Annotated in this window: 18 protein-coding genes and 3 pseudogenes; 9 read left to right on the top strand and 12 right to left on the bottom strand. The window is 36.2% G+C overall.

Annotated features, from left to right (window positions below; genetic code table 11):
* The first annotated feature begins 9 nt into the window (after positions 1-9).
* Positions 10-2,286 (top strand): ATP-dependent Clp protease ATP-binding subunit ClpA, encoded by a 2,277-nt coding sequence (gene clpA, locus FTV04_RS14660; RefSeq protein ID WP_078193466.1) that lies wholly within the window; start codon positions 10-12, stop codon positions 2,284-2,286.
* 77 nt (positions 2,287-2,363) lie between these two features.
* Positions 2,364-2,717, top strand: a complete 354-nt coding sequence (locus FTV04_RS14655; protein WP_111883867.1) for a YnfA family protein — start codon at positions 2,364-2,366, stop codon at positions 2,715-2,717.
* A gap of 47 nt (positions 2,718-2,764) precedes the next feature.
* Here FTV04_RS14655 and FTV04_RS14650 read toward each other — a convergent pair whose 3' ends face one another.
* The 3 genes from FTV04_RS14650 to FTV04_RS14640 form a co-directional block, all read right to left on the bottom strand.
* Positions 2,765-3,241 (bottom strand): hypothetical protein, encoded by a 477-nt coding sequence (locus FTV04_RS14650; protein WP_180026239.1) that lies wholly within the window; start codon positions 3,239-3,241, stop codon positions 2,765-2,767.
* A gap of 91 nt (positions 3,242-3,332) precedes the next feature.
* The gene (gene argF, locus FTV04_RS14645) at positions 3,333-4,253 is read right to left on the bottom strand and encodes an ornithine carbamoyltransferase (protein WP_078193464.1); all 921 of its coding nucleotides are present in this window, start codon (positions 4,251-4,253) and stop codon (positions 3,333-3,335) included.
* A 112-nt stretch (positions 4,254-4,365) separates the two neighbouring features.
* Positions 4,366-5,019 carry a TetR/AcrR family transcriptional regulator gene (locus FTV04_RS14640; protein WP_180090181.1) on the bottom strand — a complete coding sequence of 218 codons (654 nt, stop codon included), beginning with the start codon at positions 5,017-5,019 and terminating at the stop codon, positions 4,366-4,368.
* A gap of 239 nt (positions 5,020-5,258) precedes the next feature.
* On the opposite strand from FTV04_RS14640, the gene prpB reads away from it, so the two are divergent.
* The gene (gene prpB, locus FTV04_RS14635; RefSeq protein WP_078193463.1) at positions 5,259-6,143 is read left to right on the top strand and encodes a methylisocitrate lyase; all 885 of its coding nucleotides are present in this window, start codon (positions 5,259-5,261) and stop codon (positions 6,141-6,143) included.
* A 3-nt stretch (positions 6,144-6,146) separates the two neighbouring features.
* Positions 6,147-7,283, top strand: coding sequence for a 2-methylcitrate synthase (prpC, locus tag FTV04_RS14630; protein WP_180005560.1), 1,137 nt, complete (start codon positions 6,147-6,149; stop codon positions 7,281-7,283).
* Between the two features lie 64 nt (positions 7,284-7,347).
* Here the strand turns inward: prpC and FTV04_RS14625 are convergent, their stop codons facing one another.
* The gene (locus FTV04_RS14625) at positions 7,348-7,965 is read right to left on the bottom strand and encodes an aminotransferase (protein ID WP_180090179.1); all 618 of its coding nucleotides are present in this window, start codon (positions 7,963-7,965) and stop codon (positions 7,348-7,350) included.
* Between the two features lie 78 nt (positions 7,966-8,043).
* On the bottom strand, positions 8,044-8,520 hold the full coding sequence (locus tag FTV04_RS14620; RefSeq protein WP_168379808.1) for a CinA family protein: 477 nt from the start codon (positions 8,518-8,520) through the stop codon (positions 8,044-8,046).
* Between the two features lie 236 nt (positions 8,521-8,756).
* Between FTV04_RS14620 and FTV04_RS14615 the strand changes: the two genes are divergently transcribed.
* Entirely contained in the window at positions 8,757-8,987 is a 231-nt protein-coding gene (locus FTV04_RS14615) for a hypothetical protein (RefSeq protein ID WP_078190858.1), read from the top strand.
* 438 nt (positions 8,988-9,425) lie between these two features.
* Here the strand turns inward: FTV04_RS14615 and FTV04_RS14610 are convergent, their stop codons facing one another.
* Both FTV04_RS14610 and FTV04_RS16885 read right to left on the bottom strand, forming a co-directional pair.
* On the bottom strand, positions 9,426-10,631 hold the full coding sequence (locus tag FTV04_RS14610) for an alpha/beta fold hydrolase (RefSeq protein ID WP_180090209.1): 1,206 nt from the start codon (positions 10,629-10,631) through the stop codon (positions 9,426-9,428).
* A gap of 272 nt (positions 10,632-10,903) precedes the next feature.
* Positions 10,904-11,032 (bottom strand): annotated as a pseudogene (locus FTV04_RS16885) (GNAT family N-acetyltransferase); the annotation flags it as partial.
* A gap of 5 nt (positions 11,033-11,037) precedes the next feature.
* Here FTV04_RS16885 and FTV04_RS14605 point away from each other — a divergent pair.
* Positions 11,038-11,322, top strand: a pseudogene (locus tag FTV04_RS14605) (NirD/YgiW/YdeI family stress tolerance protein); the annotation flags it as partial.
* 336 nt (positions 11,323-11,658) lie between these two features.
* On the opposite strand, the gene FTV04_RS14600 reads toward FTV04_RS14605, so the two are convergent.
* Positions 11,659-11,892 carry a DUF2171 domain-containing protein gene (locus FTV04_RS14600; protein ID WP_180090177.1) on the bottom strand — a complete coding sequence of 78 codons (234 nt, stop codon included), beginning with the start codon at positions 11,890-11,892 and terminating at the stop codon, positions 11,659-11,661.
* Positions 11,893-12,221: 329 nt separating this feature from the next.
* Between FTV04_RS14600 and FTV04_RS14595 the strand changes: the two genes are divergently transcribed.
* The gene (locus FTV04_RS14595) at positions 12,222-12,419 is read left to right on the top strand and encodes a hypothetical protein (protein WP_180090175.1); all 198 of its coding nucleotides are present in this window, start codon (positions 12,222-12,224) and stop codon (positions 12,417-12,419) included.
* A 63-nt stretch (positions 12,420-12,482) separates the two neighbouring features.
* Here the strand turns inward: FTV04_RS14595 and FTV04_RS14590 are convergent, their stop codons facing one another.
* The 3 genes and pseudogenes from FTV04_RS14590 to FTV04_RS16880 form a co-directional block, all read right to left on the bottom strand.
* A complete protein-coding gene (locus FTV04_RS14590) occupies positions 12,483-12,968 on the bottom strand; it encodes a hypothetical protein (protein ID WP_180090173.1) in 486 nt (161 codons plus the stop codon).
* Entirely contained in the window at positions 12,937-13,584 is a 648-nt protein-coding gene (locus FTV04_RS14585) for a hypothetical protein (RefSeq protein WP_180009666.1), read from the bottom strand. Before FTV04_RS14585 ends, FTV04_RS14590 begins: the two co-directional genes overlap by 32 nt.
* Before the next feature lie 125 nt (positions 13,585-13,709).
* Positions 13,710-13,931 (bottom strand): annotated as a pseudogene (locus FTV04_RS16880) (excalibur calcium-binding domain-containing protein).
* A gap of 200 nt (positions 13,932-14,131) precedes the next feature.
* Between FTV04_RS16880 and FTV04_RS14580 the strand changes: the two are divergent.
* Positions 14,132-14,752, top strand: a complete 621-nt coding sequence (locus tag FTV04_RS14580) for a hypothetical protein (RefSeq protein WP_180090171.1) — start codon at positions 14,132-14,134, stop codon at positions 14,750-14,752.
* A 20-nt stretch (positions 14,753-14,772) separates the two neighbouring features.
* Positions 14,773-15,858, top strand: coding sequence for an XRE family transcriptional regulator (locus FTV04_RS14575; RefSeq protein WP_180090169.1), 1,086 nt, complete (start codon positions 14,773-14,775; stop codon positions 15,856-15,858).
* Here FTV04_RS14575 and FTV04_RS14570 read toward each other — a convergent pair.
* Entirely contained in the window at positions 15,855-17,144 is a 1,290-nt protein-coding gene (locus FTV04_RS14570; protein WP_180090167.1) for a hypothetical protein, read from the bottom strand. The two genes, FTV04_RS14575 and FTV04_RS14570, sit on opposite strands and share 4 nt — an antisense overlap.
* Between the last annotated feature and the right edge of the window lie 517 nt (positions 17,145-17,661).

Genomic DNA, 17,661 nt, shown 5'->3' with positions numbered 1-17,661 from the left:
GGGGATTACATGCTCAGTCGTCAATTAGAAGTATCACTACGTTTGGCTGTCAGCATGGCTCGTCAAAAGAGACATGAATTTTTGACGGTAGAACATTTATTATTGGCTTTACTGGATAATGATTCCGCTGTTAATGCATTGAAAGCATGTGGCGCAGACATTATTGTTCTTCGCAAAGAACTTGAAGAATACGTAGAACAACATACCCCTAAGCTTGGCGAAAATAGCGATCAAGCACCACATCCTACAGAAAGTTTTGATCGTATTTTGCAGCGTGCAATTTTCCATGTGCAATCGAGTGGAAATGACCGCACTGTAGAAGGTGCAGACATTTTAGTTGCGATGTATTCAGAGCGTGATTCATTTGCGGTGTATTTACTTAAACGCCATCAAATCAACCGTTTGACATTAACGCAGTATTTGTCACATGGCACACGTAAAGATGAAGTTCAAGCCGAAGAAGAAATAGAAGAGCTTGATGGTGAAAGTACTACGTCTTCAAATTCTGGCCCATTAGAGCTTTATACGACCAATCTCAATGTTGAAGCTCAAAAAGGCAAAACAGATCCACTGATTGGTCGTGAAAAAGAGATTGAACGTACAGCTCAAATTCTATGCCGTCGCCGTAAAAATAACCCACTTTTGGTGGGTGATCCGGGTGTAGGTAAAACTTCGATTGCTGAAGGATTGGCTTGGCTCATAGTAAATGGTAAAGCACCTAAACCGCTTGAAAATGCAGAAGTGTTTAGCTTAGACATCGGTGCTTTAGTTGCAGGAACTAAATACCGTGGTGATTTTGAAAAGCGTTTAAAACAACTGTTAAATGCATTGAAGAAAAAGCCCGAAGCTATTTTATTTATTGATGAAATTCATATGATCATCGGCGCAGGTTCAAGTATGGGCAGCACGATGGATGCATCGAACCTCATCAAACCAGCTTTGGCGAATGGTACTTTGCGTTGTATCGGTTCAACGACTTTCCAAGAATATCGTCAAGTCTTTGAAAAAGATCATGCATTATCACGTCGCTTCCAAAAAATTGATGTCAATGAACCATCTATTTCAGAAACGATTGATATTCTGCGTGGCTTAAAAGGCAAATTTGAAGAATTCCATCATGTGAAATACGAAGATCAAGCGTTGGTTTCTGCGGTTGAACTATCAGCGAAATTTATCAATGATCGTTTCTTACCTGATAAAGCCATTGATGTGATTGATGAAGCTGGTGCGCAGCGTCGTTTAAAAGCTGAGCAAGATGATACGGTCATTTCAGTTGAAAACATTGAAGATATCGTTTCGAAAATTGCCCGTATTCCACCGAAAACTGTGTCTAAAGATGACAAGAGCGTCCTTGAAAATCTTGAGCGTGATCTGAAACGTGTGGTGTTCGGTCAGGATGAAGCGATTGAAGCGCTTGCATCTGCGATTAAATTATCTCGTGCAGGTCTAAAAGCACCAGATAAGCCAGTGGGTAATTTTGTCTTTGCGGGTCCTACAGGTGTGGGTAAAACTGAAGTCACTAAGCAATTGGCGAAATTGTTAGGCGTTGAACTTGTACGTTTCGATATGTCGGAATACATGGAACGTCATGCCGTATCTCGTTTAATTGGTGCGCCTCCGGGTTATGTAGGTTTTGATCAAGGTGGTTTGTTGACCGACGCGATTCATAAGAATCCGCATTGCGTACTTTTACTAGACGAAATTGAGAAAGCACATCCAGATGTCTTTAATTTGTTATTACAAATTATGGATCATGGTTCATTAACGGATAACAATGGTCGTAAGTCTGACTTCCGTAACGTCGTGTTAGTGCTGACTACAAATATTGGTGCGGAATCAATTTCACGTGTGAGCATTGGTTTCATGGATCAAGATAACAGTAATGACAACCAAGACGCGATGAAAAAAGCCTTCTCTCCAGAGTTCCGTAACCGTTTAGATGGTGTCATTCAATTTAAAGCATTGCCAACAACTGTCATTGAAAGTGTGGTTGATAAGTTTTTAACAGAGCTTCAGGCACAGTTAGATGACAAAAAAGTGGTTCTTGAGGTTGACCAAGATGCACGCGAATGGATGGCAGAGCAAGGATACGATCGCTTGATGGGCGCTCGTCCAATGCAGCGTTTAATTCAAGAGCATTTGAAGAAACCGCTTGCTGAAATGATTTTGTTTGGCGAGCTTGCGGAACATGGCGGTAATGTTGGTGTTTCAGTGAAGAAAGAAAATGGCAAAGCTGTGGGCTTAAAACTCGAAGTGTTTGAAGACCAAACCGCTGAACCTGCTTAAGTAATTTAATTAACGAAAAACCCGTGCTTGCACGGGTTTTTTATATTTATTCGACGCTAGATTTGGGTTTCTCAATGATGGACATACCATTAACAAAAGTGCTGACCACATTTGGTTTATTTGCACTGACAGCACTGATGGAAATTTTAGGCTGTTACTTCCCATATTTGATTTTAAATCAGCAAAAATCGCAGTGGTTATGGATTCCAACAGCGCTTGCATTGGCTGCATTTGTTTGGTTATTGACGTTGCATCCAGCAGCTTCGGGTCGTATCTATGCAGCCTATGGCGGAATCTACATTTTCTCTGCATTGCTGTGGTTGCGTTTTGTCGATCACGTAGTTCTAACACGTTGGGATATGCTAGGTGGCGTCATTGTGTTGGTGGGCGCAGCTGTGATTGTATTACAGCCTCAAGGTTTAATTCGTTAAGTTAAACAATGCAAAAGTTAAACCAAGAGCTGTAAGAAATTAGATATTTATTTAAATTTGCACTCTGTATTTTTAATGATAATTTCGTATTGTTTGCTACCCGAGCTTAGATCCATTTCAATTTTATATGGATTAACACGTTGAAATTGATGCTCGAATAGTAATTCACAGTTTTGGAGTGAATTATGCTTGATGAGTTGCTTCACCTTATGTTCACCGACTGATTGTTCAAATTGCGCAAAATCAGGGGTGGTGATAATACCATCAATTTCAATCTTATCCGCTTCCATTTCCATTTTTTCCATCAACATATTCTGATCAACTTGATAGGGAAGAGTGCGTGAATCTTCATCACTAATGGCAGCCAGTATTTCGTTTAAACCTGTTTTATTTTTAATTTTAAAATTGCTATCTAAAATCTGATTTTTCACCAAGTATTGATCTAATTCACTTGGTTCACCAGCAAAGCTAAAAGTAGATAAGCTCAATCCAAGAGCCAATAAGCAAATATTTCTTAAACGCATAATCTTAATCACTTATAAAAGTTATGGTTTTATTAAAGCATGCAAAAACAAAAAAAGCACCCGAAGGTGCTTCATTTATCTAAGTAAAACCTTAGTCTTTTTTAAGATTTTCGTTAATTAAGAATTCAACAAGTGCTTTTTGTGCATGTAAGCGATTTTCAGCTTCATCCCAAACCACAGCATTTTTGTGGTCAAGCATATTTTCAGAAATTTCTTCGCCACGATGCGCAGGTAAGCAGTGCATAAATAGGCAGTCAGCGTGAGCAAGATCCATCAGGCGTTCATTCACTTGATAATCAGCAAACGCTTTTTCACGAATTTTTTGCTCTTCTTCTTGGCCCATACTTGCCCAAACATCTGTAACGATTAAATCTGCATTAACTGCAGCATCTTCGGCAGAATCAACAAGTTCCACACAGTGTGCAAATTCAGATAGAAATTCTGCTTTAGGTTCATAGCCCTTAGGTGCAGCGATTTTTAATTTAAAGCCCCACATATGAGCAGCTTCAATATATGAGTTACACATATTGTTGCCATCACCAATCCAAGCAACCGTTTTGCCTTCAATAGAACCACGGTGTTCAACAAATGTTTGAACATCGGCAAGTAATTGGCAAGGGTGGTGATCATCTGTTAATGCATTGATGACAGGAACTTTTGAATAAGAAGCAAAACGTTCAACAATGTCATGACCAAAAGTACGAATCATCACAATATCAAGCATGCTTGAAATCACACGTGCAGAATCTTCTACTGGCTCGCCACGACCTAATTGAGAGTCGCGAGATGAAAGGAAAATTGCACTACCACCAAATTGGCTCATTCCTGCTTCAAACGATACACGTGTACGGGTGCTCGATTTCTCAAAAATCATGCCCATGACTTTACCAACGAAAGGTTGGAAAACTTCATTGTTATGCTGTTTGCGCTTGAGTTCGATACCGCGCTGTACAATTTGGTTAAGTTCTAAAGTCGATAAATCGCGTAAAGTTAGAAAGTGACGTAGAGCCATTGTTACTCCACAATAATTGCTGAATCAAAGAACAAAACAACAATTAGTTGTTGGTTGGTTAGAGAAAAAGGAATCGATTAATATACTATAAGAGAGGTAAATTGCAAAAAATCTAGCGCTTTTGGTGACCGTCTAGGAAACGATCGACGCAATAACTGATGTAATTGATGGTTTCTTGATCATTTTCATCAATGCTGATGCCCATGAGAACGCGCCATTCTAAATTACGCAAAATTCCAAAATAAAACTGAGCCGAAAACAACGGGTTTTCACAATACAGCAAACCGTGTTGATGTGCTTGATACAAAATTTCAGCAACGGTGTTCTGAATTTGTTTTGGGCCTTGCTCATGAATATAACGTGCTATTTCAGGATTACGTCCTGTTTGTTCTAAGACTAACCGCATAAATGCCGCATTTTCAGGCATCACGATATGCTGATGAAAGTCACTTAAAGTATTGATGAGATAAGCACGAATATCGGTGTCAGGGCTCACCGTAAATGGTAGGCAAATATCTTTGAAAAATAAGCAGCGACGATAGTCACAAATGGCCTTAAATAATCCGTCTTTATTATTAAAATATTTATAGATTGACGCTTTTGAACCACCTGCATGATTCACGATGTCATCTAATGAAACTGCATCAAAACCACGTTTTAAAAAAAGCTCCGTAGCACTTTCTAAAAGCGCAACACATCGTTCATGTCCGCGCCGCGTTTGTGGCTGGTCATGCGTTAAAGGTTCAATGTGTATTAAATCTTGCATAAAGTGATAATATTTAACAAAAAAATAGCTGATTTGATGATAATTATAGCAAAAAATTCATTACTTTTCTGCTTTGCTAATAAATAAGGGATCTTTGACTAAAGAATAACAACAGATAGGTGATAAGTGAAATATTTGACTAAAGTTTTAGAGTTAATATTCTACAAAGCCATAGAGTTGGAAAAAAATATGGATATACTCAAACTTCGAAAATTAAAGTAAATGCCGTGGAAAGGAATATGACACAACAAACGTCTGCAGGCTTAAGATTTAGACAAGCATTGGAAATCGAAAAACCATTACAAATCATTGGCACAGTAAATGCCTATGCAGCAATGATGGCAAAAGAAGTTGGCTATAAAGCCATATATTTATCTGGTGCAGGTGTTGCGAACTATTCTTATGGTTTACCTGACTTAGGCATGACCAGTTTAGACAATGTTTTGGAAGATGTTCGTCGTATTACTGAACGTGTAGATACGCCATTACTTGTCGATATCGATACAGGTTGGGGCGGTGCATTTAATATTGCCCGCAGTGTGAAGCAAATGATTGCAGCAGGTGCAGCAGCGGTTCATATTGAAGACCAAGTCGCACAAAAGCGTTGTGGTCACCGTCCGAACAAAGAAATCGTGTCACAACAAGAAATGGTTGACCGTATTAAAGCGGCTGTTGATGCAAAAACCGATTCAAACTTTGTGGTGATGGCGCGTACAGATGCATTACAAAAAGAAGGTTTGCAAGCAGTGATCGACCGTGCATGTGCCTGTGTAGAAGCAGGTGCAGATGCGATCTTTGCTGAAGCAATGACTGATATTACCATGTACAAAACTGTCTGCGATGCTGTTGGTGTCCCTGTACTGGCAAACATTACAGAGTTTGGTGATACCCCTTACTACACCAAAGAAGAACTAGGCGAGCAGGGTATTGCAATGGTGCTTTACCCATTATCACCAACACGTGCAATGCAAAAAGCGGCACTCGAAGTAATGCATGCGATCCGCAATGACGGTACACAAGTCAATGTACTGGATAAAATGCAACAACGAAAAGAACTCTATCAATTCCTCGATTATCACACTTTTGAAAACACCTTAGATAAATTGTTCACTGAAGGAAAATAAAAAATGGCTGAAGGAAAAGTACTCACGGGCGCAGGACTGCGCGGACAAGTAGCGGGTAAAACTGCACTTTCAACTGTAGGCAAAAGTGGTGCGGGCTTAACCTATCGTGGTTATGACGTTCAAGACTTGGCAGAAAACTGTCAGTTTGAAGAAGTCGCGTACCTGATTTTCTTTGGTGAATTGCCAACAACAGAACAACTAGCAGCATACAAAGCCAAACTCAAATCATTGCGTCAATTGCCGCAAGCATTGAAAGAAGTATTAGAACGTATTCCTGCTGACTCACACCCAATGGATGTGATGCGTACAGGCGTTTCAATGTTAGGTAACCTTGAAACTGAAAAATCATTCGATGAACAACAAGATGTTGCAGATCGTATTTTGGCAACGCTTCCTGCGATCATTTGCTACTGGTACCGTTTCAGCCATGATGGTGTACGTGTAGAAGAAAACACCGATGATGATTCAATCGGCGCTCAATTCCTACATTTACTGCGTGGCGAAAAACCAAATGAATTGCACGAGCAAGTGATGAACGTATCACTGATTTTGTATGCAGAGCATGAGTTTAACGCATCTACATTCACAGCGCGTGTATGTGCATCAACATTGTCAGATATGCATTCATGCATCACAGGTGCAATTGGTTCACTTCGTGGCCCATTACATGGCGGTGCAAATGAAGCTGCCATGGAAATGATTGAAAATTGGACGTCTCCAGAAGAAGCTGAACGTGAAATGCTCGGCAAACTTGAGCGTAAAGAAAAGATCATGGGCTTTGGTCATGCGATTTATAAAGACAATGACCCACGTAACGGCATCATCAAAATCTGGTCTGAACGCCTAGCGAAAGACGTTGGCGATACGGTACTTTATCCAGTATCAGTACGCTGTGAAGAAGTGATGTGGCGTGAGAAGAAACTGTTCTGTAATGCAGATTTCTTCCATGCATCTGCTTATCACTTCATGGATATTGCAACGAAATTGTTTACGCCAATTTTTGTAATGTCACGTGTAACAGGCTGGGCTGCACATGTAATGGAGCAGCGTGCGGACAATCGTATTATTCGCCCAAGTGCGGACTATACAGGTCCGGAATTACGTAAAGTTGTGCCAATTGCAGAGCGTTCTGCAGCATAATTTTAAGTGTAATAAAAAAGCCTCAAAAGAGGCTTTTTTATTATTTGTTATTTAATTTAACAATCTATTTGGTTAATAAAACTGGATCTTCAACGCTATATCCTGTTTCAAATGGAATCCCTAGATATTTAACAGTTACTAAATAAAAAGGCTTTTGCACTACACGATAAGTTTTAGAGATTTTTAAACCTTCTTTATAGGTCTCAGCCTTTTGTACAGCGCTTTTATACTGCGAATTTTTAACACGATATTGATAGGTCCATTTATCAATGGTTTCATTCGGGTCATACCAAGATTTTGCAGTGCCATTCATGGTCGTTAATAACTGTATTCGGGCATTATTGTTATTTACTGGTGTTAGTTTGGCTAAACGCTTTTTAATTTTCGCGATTTCTTTATCAAACTGGGCACTGTCTTGGTCGTAATCAATCCGTTTTGTCTTTGGATTGATATATAGAGATTTTACGGTAATTAATTGCGTCGGTTTTTTGCTATCTAATTGATAATAATATAATTGTGGTAAACGACCACGACCATCTTCAAAATGACGCATTAAATAGATTTTTTGGTCTTTTTTATCAAAACCTAAAACCTCAATGTTTTGAGGACCGCCTACCGTCGCCAAAGCAGAGCAGGACAGTAGTGTGCTAATTGCGAATGCATTGAAATGACGTAGCTGCATTTTCTTGTCCTGGTAAGTAAATTCCACAATACAGTATGCAATGCAAAATGATATTTAAATATGAAGATTATGTATGTTTTATTCTGCATTTAAGATGTCTAATACACTGTGAGCAACATTTTCAGTTAACTGATCTAAGCGTTCTAAAGCTGTACCTAAAATAAAATAGTGGTAATTATAGATACGACCGTCATGTAAGATTGAAATATAAAATGTTCCTTCGGGTTTTTCTACGGTTGCACTGCCACCGGGTTTAAGTAATCCAGTGCAGGCCACCACAAAGTCCGCATGTAAAAATAGTTGTTGTCCTTGCTCAGCCATCGCTTGAGTTACTTCTGCGGATTCGGCCGTAAATTTTTCTATTAGTAGAGGATCTACTTTTAAAATTTCACGTTTGATCGATGGATCATAGCTCACAAGACCACCTAATAAGATATCTGCACCACTATTCTTATAAATTGAAAATTGGCTACATAAATAACCAGAGCTTGCACTCTCGATAAACGCGATGGTCATGGATTTTTGTTCTAAAGCATCGCAACACTGTTTAAGCATGTGCTTACCCCAAAGTAGAATGGTGAATGATCATTAGTATTCTTAAAATTTTAGCATTGATTCCGCTCGCCTGTAATTTCACTTAAAGTCTAAGTTGGTACTGTGGGTGTTGTGGAATTCAAAAAAATAGCGTGATTGCTTAGAAGCTGTACGAAAATATGAAATAAAGGTTTCTTCGGAAGGAAAACGATGTTAAAACTTAAAATAAAGAGCGTAACAAAAGTAGGTTTATTTCAATGAAAACGACTGTTAAATATGTAGTATTAAAAAGCCTAGACTATCAATTGGGCACGCCACTTTTTCAAGAAGAATTAGACGCAGATAGCCTGTATTTTGATCAAATTCCAGCTGTAATTCAGTATCAAAATCATCAATTCAAAGTGAAAAGCAAAGAATTAAAGCGTGTTTATTTGGCAGAAGAAAATGAAGACATGCAAACCATTATTGTGAAAGTACTTGCAGTTTAATTTCGATCAATTTGTAGTATTAATAATACAGTTCTCATTGAGTTGGGAACTGTATTTTTGTATTTGCCTGATTCAAACTTTAGATAAGTCTAGATTCAAAAGTAATACATATTTTTTTAATGATCACTTGATCCATAGCTCTAGCTATTCGACCAACGGCTATTTAATCCACGAGATATTATTGAGTATAATTTATTTATTTTTTCATGGGGGGAAGAAATAATGGATTTATTTAAATTTCTAAAAAGCTTTAATACAACGGGTACTTATTTATTCATTTCAACTATTTCTTTGATTTGTTTAGTTGTGTATTTTTATTTTATTAATCCAAATTGATCTAGGCTGACAGCCAACATCTTTAGGTTTGAATAAAAAACTTAATAAATAAAATTACATAATGAATTTTCTATCAAAAATATTGATATAAAATTTTAAGTATTAGTTTATTGGGCAGGTATTTAAATACGTCTTATTCTCAATTGAGTGAATAAAGTTGTCGATTAAATATTCGCTTTGTTTGAGTGAATCACGATGGTCACCATTTTTAATTGGGTGAAAGGCTATGGGTTTATTTTCCTTGCAGACTTTTTGGTAATAAGCATGGACACCCCGATAATCTACCAATTGATCTTGATCACCTTGTACTAACAGTAAAGGTACCTGAGGTGTCATAAATTCGATCGACTGTTTTTTTAAATAACGGGTCAATGGCGTTAAATCTACATTGGGTTTAAAAACAGTTTTTGGCGATACTTTTAGTTCATTTTGTAGTTCTGATAAGCAGCGATTGCGAGCTTGATTGAGGATTTTCTGCATTTCTGGGCTGACAAAATCTTTTGCTGAAAGTGTAGGCTCTGCAGCTTCAGCACCTAATAGGACGATAGGTAAAAATGCTGCAACGCTCGGATCAATATTAGACTGAGTTGCTACATATTCAGCAATCCCTTCATATTGGTAGCCGCCCGGTGCCAATGCAATTGCTCCGCGTAAATTGAGTTCAGGAGCATCCTTTTGTCCAAACGCGGCCACGGTTAGGGACGCGGCACCGCCTTGACTGTGGCCCATGACATACCAGTTTTTACTCAATTTTACTGATTTTAATTGATGCATCGCACGGACTGCATCAACGACAGTGTGTAACTGACTTTGAGCATTCATATAGGGGTGGCCGCCTGGTGTACCTAAACCTTGATAATCCGGCGCAACGACTGCATAGCCACGAGCAAGCCAAGCGTTTAAAGCTTTGGCTGCAATTTGTTGGTATATGTGAACGGGTCCATCTGCATAATCACCCGAAGGGGCGCAGGTATCAGCTACACCAGTTGTACCATGTGCCCAAGCCAAAACTGGCCAGCCGCCCTTAGGGGCTTTACCCTTAGGTAATAGGACATATCCAGAAGCAACAATCGGTTCTGAATGAACACCTCGGCTTCTATAACTGATGATATATCGTTCTGCTGCATTACTAAAAAGATCATGCGTTTGGACTTGTAAAGATAGTATTGTACCGGGTGTAAGGGCTGTTATATTGGCGATTTGACCTTCATTTATCTTGGAAGGTACAGGAGATGCAGATGTGTATGTTGAAGCTAGACAAATACAGCTAGCAACCAATTTGAGAATATAATGCTTTGTTTCCATTATGGGCGCCGTCTTCTTTTCAAAAGGTTAATTTCAAGTTTTCACGTTGTTTCATTTATTCTATGAATTTTTAATATAGTGACTAATATGCATAAAATAAAGTTCGAAGTTGATTTTATTTTTTTGATTTGAAAATGATAAATTGTAGTGGATAAATATGAATTTACTCACAATGTTTATGCTGAAAATATAGCCTTTTGTTATTTCCCTTAAAACTAAGCCGCCCAAATGAGCGGCTTTTATGCATGAAAATATAGGAAAAATATAGACATTTTTTACTCAGTTGCATTAAAGGCTTCATGATAGTGAACCTCACCAGTAGGAATATGGTCGATGAAGCTGATAGCCTGAAAGTATTCTTGAGGCACGTTTGGTAACCTTAAACGAGGATATGATTTAAAACCAAGCAGCGTTATTAAAAGAAGCTGAAAAAAATGTTGTAACAATTGCCCAAGCAAAAAAATTATCAGATGAATCTGGTGTAACGCTAAAAGGAAAAATCACTAAACATATTGCAGGTGATGATTTTGAGTTAAGTGATTCAACAGGTGCGATCAATATAGACGTTGATGATGATTTATGGAAACCGCTTAAACTCAAAGTGGGTGATCAAGTGCATGTAGTCGGGGAGGTTGATACTCATCGTATTAAACCTACTGATATTGATGTAATTCATATTGAGCGTACAAAATAGGTTTTTGGATTTAAATATTTATAGATGCACCTAAATTCATTCTATTTAAGAAAGCTCTCAATTGAGGGCTTTCTTATTTTTAATTCAATACACAGTAACCTTCATGCTTTGTTAGTGTAGAGCTTTAACACATATATAGGCCTAAGTATGAAAGCGTTAGCAATTATAAGCCTGGTACTAGTATTGGGGCTGGTAGGTTGCCAGCAAAAAGATAGTAATGAAAATGAGGAGACAACAACACCTCATACATTAGATAAAGACTAACTTCCTCCAATGACAATTCTCAGAAGACATTAAAAAAACCCTCACTAAGAGGGTTTTTTTAGGATTGAGGTTTTAAGCTTCAACCCAAGTATCTTTAACTTCTTGAGAGTCTTTAGTCAGTACAATTTTATTGTCTGTAATTTCACCAACCCATGAAACTGGAATTAAGTGGTGATGGCCGTCACCATGTTTAGTCAGTTTAATTTGATCCGAACCTTGCAAGTGGTCAACTTCACCGACTTTAGTACCGCAAGAAGCAATAACATCTGCATGATTTTTAATATTTTCAACATTAATAGTAGTCATTGGAATATTTTCCTATTTCAATGTGAGTGAACATTTAGCCTATCGTAAATATGTCGTGTTATCCGGGATTGAAATAGAAGGGATACAAAGGGCCTTATGTTCTTACGTTCTTGGCCAGATAAATTACATTGTATTATTTAGAAATAAGTTTTGATTTGGGCGTTTTACGACCTTTTTATAGTTTTTTTGGATACTTTTTATCTCTTGGAAATACGAAAACTTGCAAATATTATCTTAATTTGTAATCCTTTCGGCCAAGGGTGTCTAGCTAAGCTAAGGCAGGTATTTGTTGTAGTCGGGCCGCTATAACGCGGATAACGAGTGCCTGTATGTTTAACTTAAAGATTTTTAACAAAGTCTCTACGGAAGTATTGACTATAAAAAATGATCTCCAGCTTAATTCAGAGCTGCAACTTATTAATAAATATAAATCTTCTGATTCTGATATGTATAAACAAGCGATTGTTTTAATCTTCAAAGATCGTGGATATTCAAATTTAGAAATTGGTCAATTATTAGAAAGATAAATTTATTTTTAATCAGCCTTGGAAAAAGAGTGCCATATGGCACTCTTTTGATTTAAGTACAAATTAACCTTTATTGCATTTTGGATCTTGACCTAATGCACGAAGTTTATCCTGCTCTAAACGTTTTTTTAATACATTTTGATTGGCATTGTCTGTCAGAAGACTGCCACGTATTGTATAGATTGTAAGCTTAGAAGAAGTTGAATCTATCGGCGTAATTGTAGTCTTAAAAATATAAGTCCCATATGGCGGTCTGCCATAAAAAGTCCCAATATTATTTTCACGATCTAGGTTAGCTTCAACTTTCAAATAATCATTATAAGTCCTGTATTCCACGCATTTTCCATATGCCTGCTTTAAGTTTGCATAAGATTGTACATAGTCCAAAGGAACTTCTACTGAACCACCACCATTGATTGATTTTGTTACCAATTCAGTTTCTGAGGTTGGTAGCATCATTCGTACACAGCCTTGGAGCAATAACAGTGAAGTTAGTAGCCCTAAGGCAGTAGCTGTTTTAATAAACTTTGACTTTTTTAAGGTTTGCATGCTCAACACCTTCAACAATACGTTTTGTAATAACAATAGATTCTGGCTCAGTCGCTTTAAATCGAGAATCAACTTCATATTCAGCAATGAAAACTAGAGGTTTAGTATTTGGGTTACGATCTACGCCAATAACATAATCTTTATTTTCTTCTAAAGTCACGTTTTTGATTTCAGTAAAGTAACTATGATTTCCAATACCACTCACGAAAACAATATCGTGTTGACCAACAGGTAGTTTGAGTTTCACCTGCGAATGATCAAATCTTGTTTGTGTGGTTGATGGGCTGAGTAGTGAGTTTTCTACAAATTTCACACGTTGCTGGTCAAAAGTGTAAACCGTGTAAGGGTACGCACTTAAAGAACCCGATCCTTGGAAAAACTCATAAGGAATTGTTTTGATCGTGGCATATTTTTGGCCCGAGCTCACGAGTTGGTTAGCATAAGCTTCTCGCTTTTCTGAAATAGGTGCATTTGCAGCAGTATTTAGGTAGCGTGCTTCCTTTGGAATATGTAGCGGTAACATAGAAACAGACTTTTTATTATCAGCAGTTTCTACAACTTGACACCCAGTTAATAGACCAAATAAGCCTAAAAGTAAAAGTGGTTTAATATGCATTATTGATCCAAATTTAATCATAATTTTTGGTAAGCATAATTTACTTAAAATATATTTCGACTGAAATACATTAGGGAATAATTAAATCTAATGGATTAAATTATAATCAATATAATTGTCCAATTTTATCTTTTCTTCTTCGGGCATTTCTTCCCATTTCCGCCCGGCAGGCAATCACAGGCCTGGCCATCTCCGTCGCGGTCTAGACTTTTCTAGCCTGTTTGTCCTGATTTTTTACGTTGTTCATACCATTTCTGTGCTTGCTGCTGAGTAGAAAAGTCAGCGCACTTTTTTGCATAAACTTGGATGGAAGTGACCCCCAAAACTAAAATAAGTAAAAATTTCATAAATTATTTTAAAGTCAAAACATTAGCGGAAGTCTAACAACTCTCGAGTCGTTTGCTCAATGAATCTAGTTAGAAAGTCGTATGAATACGGGTTTAGTTGACAAATCTAATTTTTAGTCCTAAAAGTTGGTTGACAAACTAATCAATTAGTCCTATCTTGATTTTAACCCACATCTCAAATTTATTTTGGACTAATTTAAATGAAAGAAACAAAGTTACATCCTCCCTCCGCATTTGAACCCCAGTTAACCAATGAAGTACTCGAATACTTTGCAGTACCAATGCTTGATATTTATTGTGATGTTCACGAAATTTTGAATAGTGAAAATGACAATAACTATACTCGTGGTACAGCAATATTTGGCCGTACATATGAACAATTTAAAAAATTAATCAAATCACAGGAATGTCCTGTAGATGTACATTTAAAAGATGAGTCATTTCGATTTGTTTTTCAAATTGGTTATGCTCAGATTGGCTTCTGTAAGGGTGACTTTACCGATCCTAAATCATTAAAATTAAGAAAATATACGCCAACGAATTATGACTTATTTCAGGTTGATGATAACCAGCCTGTCATTTGGAAGTTCATCTTGAATGAGCCCAAATCAGACGAAGAAGAGGCATTTGTTGAATTTGTAGGCTTTAATTTAGCCACTGTGCCTGTAGCTTATTGGCGATCTAATGACAATCTGGACGGTAATAAGTTACATTTAGTTGATCCAATAACTCCTGAGTCAATTCATTTAGATGCTCCATTGATTGGAGATCCTGATGAGGATGATCTTCAAGATGAACATTTGGATACCAAATTTAAATAGTAGTAATAAGCAATGTCATTATGAACACGCCTTTTAATGGATTAGAACTAAAGCTTCTGAGACAGTTTAATCAACTGTCTTTGGAAGAGTTAGGTCAGCACCTCGAGTGCACACGGCAGTATGTTCACAAAGTTGAGACAGGGCAGACCATACCTAGTCCTCAATTTATTCAACAAGCTGCCACTTACTTTAATGTTCCTGAAGAGTTATTTACACATGTAAAACCCGTATTGCAGGAAGAGCAAATCCACTTTAGAAGTTTGAGATCTACAAAGGTTGCAACAAAACAAGTTGTGATTGCTCGTGGAGAATATATTAAGCGTTTGACTGTATATTTAGATTCTAAACTTAGATTACCTAAATATGATATTCAAGGCTCTGATCGTTCTAGCTCTATAGAAGCTATAGCTGAACAGTGTCGTGCTGATTGGGGCCTTGGTTTAGGTCCAATTAGTAATATGATTCGCCTATGTGAGTCACATGGTGTGGTAGTTACAACTTTTAAATCATTATCAACGGAAGTGGATGCGCTCTCTTTAGCAACAGCACGCCCAATTTTTGTTCGTAATGAAGCAAAAGAAAGTGAATGCCGTCAGCGTTTTGATCTTGCTCATGAGCTTGGCCATTTAGTGCTTCACGATGGTATGGTGACTGGTGATCGTATTACTGAGTCTGAGGCAAATCAGTTTGCATCTGCACTATTGATTCCTCAAACAATGATGCGAACTCATTTCCCTACATGGTTTAGAGGTGGTCGTTATAACTGGTCTAAATTGAGTGAATTTAAGCAGACTTGGAAGGTAAGTAAGGCTGCGATTCTTTATAGAGCAAAGTCTTTAGGTTTATTGACTCAAGAACAATACACCAGTGGTGTAATTGCTTTGAGAAAAAATAGTGAATCTATTACTGAAAAAGAAGATCATTTAATTCTTAAGGAAAAGCCTGAGCTCCTTCAAGCCTGTTTTGCTATGCTCGCAAAAAAGAAAATTTTTGCAGAGGATATAGCTCAAGCTTTGGGTGTGAATGTTGGTTTTCTTGAAAATTTGGTTGGAATGGAAGTTCCAAGAAAACCAAGAGTTTTAAGAGTTGTGGAAGAAAGCGCCTAAAGGCGCTTTTGATGCTGTTTAAGCATATTTATATAAGAGTAACCATAGTAGAAATCAAACTGATCAAGACGAATATTCCTAGTTAATATTAATTCATCGATTAAATCTGTTCTTTTTTCTTTTGATTTATCAATTAAGAAGAGTAATTGGAATACATTTAAAAAGAAAGTATTACTTAATCCAGTAGGAGATATAATTTCATTTTTTGTTTCTTCACTTGAGATTTCATCCGAAAAATCCTTAAATTTTTGATTAATATTGTCAACTAAATTATTTAGATTATTATCTTTGGTTTTATCTATAATATGTCCAGGTATATTTCTTAATAATATTTGAAAAATCAAAGGATTATGTAATCCTTGATAATCTAGTGAAGATACGCTTATCTTGTAAATGTTTCGGTTGTCTAGTTTAATTTTTTCATTTGATCTGAAATTTATCTCATTGAACTTTGAAATATATCTTTTATGTTTATTTAATTGTGTTTGAGACTTTAATAGAGATTCGGATAGGTCATTTAATATGTGGAAACAATTTCCACCTTTAGATTTGTTTATTAAGGTTCTTAGTTTTAATTCAAAAAAACAAATATTTTCTTTATTGTAAATAATCATATCAGATTCTAATTCTTGTGATTTTATTTTTAATAAGGATTGTTGCTGTTTGTTTACTTTGTATTTTTTCTCCCCTTTAATAAAATTAATATTATTTTTTTCTAATTGATGTTCTGCAAATTCTTCAATTAATTTTCCTTGCTCTATACTTTTTATATTTTTTCTAAAAAGCTCCTCCAAAATTACATGGTAAAAACCCACAAAGAAAAAGGAATGATTTAAAAACACTATATTTCCATTATTTAATAAAATAAATGGTTTTTTGAAATAGTCAATTTTTTCTATAAAGTTTATATTTATAAAATCTTTGTTAGGTTTAGTGTTGATCATTAATTTGTATATGTAATCATATAGTTCCAATGGGAGTTCATTTTTTAGGTTTTGAAAAATTTTGGATGCATTAAACTTTTTGTTAAATTTATTTTGATAAACCATTTTTGCTATGTTATAAATTATATTTAATTTTTCATCATCGTATTGGTTTTTTATAAATTCGATAAATAAAAAAATTGATTTCGTATCATATTGCTCTATTTTTAATAACTGGTCACATAGGACTTGTTTCTCTATTAATTTAATAGTCTTATTTAAGTCTGCATACATATATTGAATTTGCGCATGTTCATAATTTTGTAATTCGAAAAGTGAAATATAGTGCTTAGATAGTTTCATTAGATAAAGTAGTTCATCGGCAATTAACTCTTTTCTAATCTTAGGGAGTGTTAAATTTTTTAAAGCTTTATTGAAAATAAAACCCCAAGGATCCAGTGTTGTTGGAGCACTATCACTAAATTTATAAATTTCAAAATTATCATGTTTTGGTAATATTTCTAAAATTCCGTCTATGCTAAAAAATCCTAATTTTTCAAATTTTTTATCGATGATTTTCTCAATTGATATTAAATTTTTTTTATCAACAATTCCATTTTTTAGTTTGATTTGAATTTTTCTTTCTCGTAGGAAAGAAATGGATTTTTTAAGATTTTCAGCTTTTTGGTTAGGTGGTGGGTCTAAATAAAAACTATTATTCTTAGTATGAAAATATGCAATTTTATAAGCATTTTCAATAGATCTCTTTCATAAATCAAAAAACGATCTTCTTTTTGGTTAATATTTGCACTCCGGATTTCTTAGCATTCGTGCATAATCTGCGGATGAAATACATCGATTCAAACAAGCTTTCTGATCC

It is taken from the genome of Acinetobacter sp. YH12219 (assembly GCF_013417875.1).
Taxonomy (GTDB): domain Bacteria; phylum Pseudomonadota; class Gammaproteobacteria; order Pseudomonadales; family Moraxellaceae; genus Acinetobacter; species Acinetobacter amyesii.
The sequence above is the reverse complement of the archived record's forward strand: the minus strand, read 5'-3'. Positions and strand labels throughout refer to the sequence as shown.